Origin of the sequence: Amycolatopsis sp. SID8362, assembly GCF_010550475.1 — a bacterium.
In the GTDB taxonomy this organism is placed as follows: domain Bacteria; phylum Actinomycetota; class Actinomycetes; order Mycobacteriales; family Pseudonocardiaceae; genus Amycolatopsis; species Amycolatopsis eburnea.
Genome location: NZ_JAAGNB010001227.1, coordinates 1 through 6,165 on the forward strand (window position 1 = coordinate 1; position 6,165 = coordinate 6,165).

Consider the following 6,165-nt stretch of genomic DNA (forward strand, 5'->3'; position numbering starts at 1 on the left):
CTGGGCAAGCTCACCCCGGTCGAGTTTGAGACCATCTACACGGCCACGTCAGCGGCCTGAGAAACAGTCAGCTCCGGTGTCAACCGAAGTCTGGGCTGACCCATCCATGCCCTGTCCGACCGCGCCGGGCTGCCGCTTGCCGTCGCGGTCTCTGCCGCGAACACGCACGACTCGGCCGCACTCAAGCCGCTGGTGATGGCGATACCGGCGATCCGCTCCCGCCGTGGTCCGCGGCGCCGCAAGCCGGCCAAGCTGCACGCCGACAAGGCCTACGACCAGCCTGTCCTGCGACGCTGGCTCCGCGACCGCGGCATCAAGGTCCGCATCGCCCGCAAAGGCATCGAATCCAAGGACAAACTCGGTAAGTACCGCTGGGTGATCGAACGGACCATGGCCTGGTTCACCGGATACCGCCGCCTGACCCTGCGCTACGAACGCAAAGCTGAGCACTTCCTCGCGTTCCTCATCCTCGGAGCCGGCCTCACCTGCTACAAGAAACTCCGCAAACTAACCACATGAGACAAGCTCTTAGTGCCACCTGCTAAAATACAGAGGCCCGACGTAAACCCCCTTCCCGCTGCCAGCAATCTCGACAGTCACTGACAGCGGGAAGGAATTGGGGTCTGCCCAGGGTTTGGTTGACACCTCACCTGTGAGGCTCCGGCCTCGCCTGGAAGGATGTCACCGTGCCCAAGCCCTACCCCCGTGAGTTCCGTGACGATGTCGTGGCCGTGGCCCGCCGCGGCGAGACCCCGTTGAAGCAGGTCGCGAAGGATTTCGGGATCTCCGAGTCGTGCCTGGCCAACTGGCTGCGCGCCGCCGATGTTGAGGACGGCGCCCGGCCCGGAGTGACCCGCGAGGAATCGGCCGAGCTGCGCGAGTTGCGTAAGCGCAACCGGTTGCTGGAGCAGGAGAACGAGGTCCTGCGCAAGGCCGCGGCCTATCTGGCGCAGGGCAACCTGCCGGGAAAATAGCCTTCCCGCTCGTCCGTGAACTGGCCGCGGCCGGCGCCCCCGTGCGGGTGCCGGTCGCGGTGACGTGCAGGGTGCTGGGATTCTCCCGGCAGGCGTACTACCAGTGGTGTTCGGCGCCGGTCTCGCAGCGGGACTGGGATGACGCGCAGCTGATCAACGCGGCGCTCGAGATCCATGCTGACGACCCGGCCGACGCCTCGGAGAACCGAGTCTGGCGGATCTGCTCGATGCAGCAGATCTTCTCGCTGCACGCCAAGAAGAAAGGACAGCCCAAGAAGGCGGGGCCGCCGGTGCACGACGACCTCGTGCGCCGTGACTTCACCGCCGACGCGCCGAATACCAAGTGGCTGACCGACATCACCGAGCACCCCACCGGTGAGGGCAAGCTGTATCTGTGTGCGGTCAAGGACTGCTACTCCAACAAGATCGTTGGATATTCCATCGCCTCGCACATGCGGGCCTCACTCGCGGTCAGCGCGCTGCGCAACGCGATCTCACTGCGCGACCCGCACGGTGTCGTGGTCCACTCCGACCGCGGCGCCCAATTCCGGTCGGCGGCCTACCAGCGCCTGTTGCGTAGCCACGGGCTGACCGGGTCGATGGGCCGGGTCGGGGCGTGTGGTGACAATGCCGCGATGGAGTCGTTCTTTTCGTTGCTGCAAAAGAATGTTCTCGATACAAGGCGTTGGCGCACCCGAGAAGAGCTCCGGTTGGCGATCGTGTCCTGGATCGAGACGAAGTACCACCGCAAACGTCGGCAACGGGGGCTGGGCAAGCTCACCCCGGTCGAGTTTGAGACCATCTATACGACCGCGTCAGCGGCCTGAGAAACAGTCAGCTCCGATGTCAACCGAAGTCTGGGCAGACCCTCCGGTAGCTGGCCGGGTGGTGGTCCACGGGGTCGGGATCCGGGTTCCGCGGTAGCGGTAGCGGTAGCGGGTGACCGCGACGCTGGATGCGCCGCGGAAGACAACTCCGTTGTGGGCGTAGCGCCAGCCCTGGTCACAGAATCGGTGCTGGACTTCGCGCCAGGAGATGCGTCCGTGTTTGCGGCGTATCCAGGTCCCTATCCGACGCCAGGCGTGGTAGTCGATCTGGGAGAACACCGCGTTCGAGACGCCGTGACGGAAGTAGTTCGCCCATCCCTGCAATGACCTGTTGACATGACGTAGGCGTTCGTCGAGGTCTTCGTGCAGAGTCGATCTGCGGGTGTGCCACCGCATTCGTTCCCGGATAGCGGCTGTCGCTTTCCGGGACGGCACGGTGTAGACGAAGTGCAGGTCCATCGTTCCCCGTTTCCGCATCCTCCGGATATGGAAACCCAGGAAGTCGAAACCCTCGTCGATGCTCACCACGCGGGTCTTTTCCGGTGCCAGGCGCAGCCCGAGCGGGGCGAGCACCTCGGCGACCTCGTCGCGCAGTTGCTCGGCATGCTGTTGTTCACCCTTGACGCAGACGACGAAGTCGTCGGCGTAACGGATCAGCTTCCAGCATCCGAGTCCTTGCCTGCGGCGACGATCCCGTTGATGCCAGGTGCTCATCGACTGGCGCCACTGGCGATCGAAATACTCGTCCAGTGCCGACAGAGCGATGTTGGCAAGCAGCGGGGACAAGATCCCGCCCTGTGGGGTGCCGGTCCAGGTGTTGTCCCGTTCGCCGGTGGTCGTCATGACCCCGGCCTTGAGGAACGCCTTGATCAACGCGAGGACCTTCTTGTCCTTGATCCGGTCCCGTATCCTGTCCATCAACGCCACGTGATCAATGGTGTCGAAGCACGACTGGATATCGGCTTCCAGCACCCACTCGTAGCCGCGAGTGGTGATGTGCTGGATGTCCGCGACGGCGTCCTGCGCCCGCCGGTTCGGGCGAAACCCGTACGAGCAGGGCAGAAAGTCCGCCTCGAAGATCGGTTCCAGGACCAGTTTCAGTGCCGCCTGAACAACCCGGTCCGTCACGGTCGGGATCCCCAGCGCCCGCATCTTGCCGGACGCCTTGGGGATCATCACCTGCCGCACCGGCATCGGCTGGAACGTGCGCGCCTTCACCTGCTCGCGCACGTCGTTCAGGAACACCTCCACCCCGATCCGGGATCTGATGTGGGTCACCGTGACCCGATCGACCCCGGGCGTCCGCGCTCCGGAGTTGGTGGCCACCCGCTCGAACGCGTGCACCAGTGATGCGCCCCGGGTTCTGTGCAGGCTCTGATCCCAGGGAGGATGAGAGCATGCCGGCACCGAAGAAGTACAGCGACGAGCTGCGTGAGCGGGCGACGCGGATGGCGTTGGACGCGATCGCGGCCGAGGGGCAGCGGATGGCGGCGATCCGCCGGGTCGCGGGCCAGTTGGACGTGCACCCGGAGGCCTTGCGGACGTGGGTCAAGCGCGCCGAGATCGACGCTGGCACGGCGCCCGGTCGCACCAGCGACGATGCGGCGCGGATCGCCGAGCTGGAGCGCGAGGTGCGTGAGCTGCGGCGGGCAAACGAGATCTTGAAGACGGCTTCGGCGTTTTTCGCCGCCGCGGAGCTCGACCGCAAAATCAAGTAACTCCGGACGATTCCGCGCATTGGCGGGAGGTTCCGCTCGCGGTGGTCGTCGATTATGTCGACGGCCGTCGCGAGCGGGTTGTTGAGGGGAAGAAGCTCGGGGTCGAGTCGATCTGCGCGGTCTTGAACGACGCGGGCGTGCAGATCGCCCCGAGAACGTATTGGGCAGCCAAGAAGCGTGCACCGTCGAAACGCGCTGCGCGGGACGCGGAACTGCTCACTGAGATCGAGCGCGTGTTCCGCGAGAATTACGGCGCCTACGGGGCGCGGAAAATTCATGCCCAGCTCAACCGTGAGGGAATCCGCGTGGCCCGCTGCACGGTCGAGCGGCTGATGCGCCAGAAGGGCCTGCAGGGACTACGGCGAGGCGGGCGGCCCAGGACCACCATCGCTGCTGCCTCGCCTTCGCCGGCGGACCTGGTCGACCGCCGCTTCACCGCCGATCAGCCGAACCAGCTCTGGGTCGCGGACATCACCTATATCCGGACGTTTTCGGGGTGGGTGTATGCCGCGTTCGTCATCGATGTTTTCTCCCGAATGGTCGTGGGCTGGCAGGTATCGACTTCCCTGCACACAAACCTCGCCCTCGACGCTCTCGAGATGGGAATCTGGGCGCGAAAACGAGCCGGACAAGACGTCACCGGCCTCGTCCACCATTCCGACCGCGGAGTTCAATATCGAGCCATCCGCTACACCGAGCGCTTGGCGGAAGCCGAAGTCGTCGCCTCTGTCGGTTCACGCGGGGATTCCTACGATAATGCGATGGCCGAGGCATTCAACTCACTGTTCAAGGGCGAATTCATTCATAATCCTATCGCCCGCGGCCGCGGCTGGCAATCCGTCCGCGATGTCGAGATCGCCGTCGCCGAATACGTCGACTGGTACAACCATCGCCGCATCCACGGCGAACTCGGCCACCGCACCCCAGCCCAGACCGAAGCCGACCACCGAGCGTCACGCTACGATCAACCCCTCGAGCCCGCCCGGGCTCGGTGACAGACAACGAGACCTGCACCAGACCCGGGGCGCATCACCAGAAACGCCGGGTCGCAGACCAGGTTGAACAGATCATCAAACCGGCGAGCGGAATCCTCGCTCGCCCAACGATGCAACTTGAGCTGCATCTTCCGTACCGCCCGCCACGCCGAATCTGGATCCGGCCAGCAGGCGACGCCGGGATTCCCCGGCGTGTCTTCGGACATTGCAGTCTTCTCCTTGCTTGACACGCTGCCGCCCTTCCCCATGCGGCCGGCTCTCCCGGCCTCGGAGTACTACGACGGCTCCGCCCCACCCGCGCCCTTCGGCAGGCGACGCACCTATCCACCTCGACCGCCCTGGCATGACGGCACGGGATGGAGCGCGACGCGGGCGGTTCCCGCGTTCACTGTCATCCGGTCAACGGGTTAGGCACCCGGCTTTACCCCTGCGGCCTCGTCACGGCTACGCCGTAGTCCTTCACCGTGACCTCCCGAGCCGGACCTGTGGCATCCACCCGAGAGTTCCCCAACCGTCCAGAAGACAGTCGGGTACGCACCGCACCCCAGCCCGTATCCGCCGAGTTTGAGCTGGTCCCAACGTTAAGGGGCCTCAACACCGGTTCCTCGCGTATGCCTTCCCGTATCGTTCACCGGGCCCGACCCATCCGGCAGTCCTGGGCCGACCCGACTTCGTCGCGGCTGCTCCCACCCTCCCCACCGTCCCGTGGATCAGGCTGCCGCCCACTTCACCCAACCGCTACGACGGCCAGGCGACGAAGGTCTTTCACCTCCATCCGGATGAAACAGCGCCTCGCGGCGCACCACCGCTCGTTTTACAGACCCCGTTCGAATTCGGCAGCGTCCGGAAGGGCACGCCCAGTTTCCTGTTTGATCAGGCTGGAAGGCAAATCCGGTGCGCTTGCCGGGCGGGCCCGCCGCTGTTGTCAGGTCGATGTCGCCGGGCCTGGGCGAGGGTTGGCGCTGGTCACTGGCGCGTTGCCGATTATTGCCGGGGTGGGCGGCGGCGTTGCCGGTGCCATTGTGGAGATCTGTAGCGCTCGCCGACGAATCGGGGCATCGGGTTGCCGGTACCCGTAGGCCAGCCTAGAGTCTGGCCTGACTCTTATCCCCGCGCCAGATGCCGGGACCCCTCATTTTCCCGGTTCGGGATGGCCAATCGGCAACGTGAAAGCGGGATGATTCCAGTGACAGTAGGGCATGACATGGACAAGCAACCGGGTCTGATCCAGCGACACCGCGGTGCACGAGGACAAACCTGGCGGTCCCGAACAGCCGCGGCGGCCGCGAGCGTGCTCGTGCTGGGGGGGGCATCGCTGACCACGGCACCTGCGGCGCTGGCCGCAGGCTGCACCATCACCGACGGTCCTAGCCTGCAAGCGGCGGTCGATGCGGCGGCGGGCGGCGGCGGCACTGTGACCTTGTGTGCCGATATCACCTATACCAACCTCGCCGGTCCCGGCCTGGCCATCCCGTCGGGCGGGACCGTCACCCTCAGCCTCGCCAACCACACCCTCACCCTCACCGGCGCTGCCGGGTTCGCAGGTATCCGGACCACCGGCGCCACGCTGACCATCAACGGTCCAGGGACATTGAGCGCGACCGCTGGCGGCGTCGGCACCGGCGGCGGCGCCGGCGCCGGCGTCGGCGGC

Annotated in this window: 4 protein-coding genes and 1 pseudogene; 4 read left to right on the forward strand and 1 reads right to left on the reverse strand. The window is 65.7% G+C overall.

All coding sequences use genetic code 11. From position 1 onward, the window contains the following. Positions 1-102: 102 nt before the first annotated feature. Both G3I65_RS38255 and G3I65_RS38260 read left to right on the forward strand, forming a co-directional pair. Positions 103-519: pseudogene (locus G3I65_RS38255) on the forward strand (IS5 family transposase); the annotation flags it as partial. Between the two features lie 167 nt (positions 520-686). Further along, positions 687-1,801, forward strand: a protein-coding gene (locus tag G3I65_RS38260; RefSeq protein WP_160700420.1) for an IS3 family transposase whose coding sequence is annotated in 2 segments (ribosomal slippage) — positions 687-965 and positions 968-1,801 — 1,113 coding nt in all. Because the reading frame shifts where the segments join, the coding sequence is not laid out codon by codon here. Here G3I65_RS38260 and ltrA read toward each other — a convergent pair. Next, positions 1,790-3,145: a group II intron reverse transcriptase/maturase gene (ltrA, locus tag G3I65_RS38265; protein WP_203612632.1), complete on the reverse strand. Its 1,356-nt coding sequence runs from the start codon at positions 3,143-3,145 to the stop codon at positions 1,790-1,792. The two genes, G3I65_RS38260 and ltrA, sit on opposite strands and share 12 nt — an antisense overlap. 53 nt (positions 3,146-3,198) lie before the next feature. Here ltrA and G3I65_RS38270 point away from each other — a divergent pair. Both G3I65_RS38270 and G3I65_RS38275 read left to right on the forward strand, forming a co-directional pair. After that, a protein-coding gene (locus G3I65_RS38270) for an IS3 family transposase (protein ID WP_239071698.1) occupies positions 3,199-4,514 on the forward strand; the annotation gives its coding sequence in 2 pieces (ribosomal slippage) (positions 3,199-3,481 and positions 3,481-4,514; 1,317 coding nt in all). 1,204 nt (positions 4,515-5,718) lie between these two features. Next, positions 5,719-6,165: hypothetical protein (locus G3I65_RS38275; RefSeq protein ID WP_203612633.1), on the forward strand; the 447-nt coding region annotated here is incomplete at its 3' end.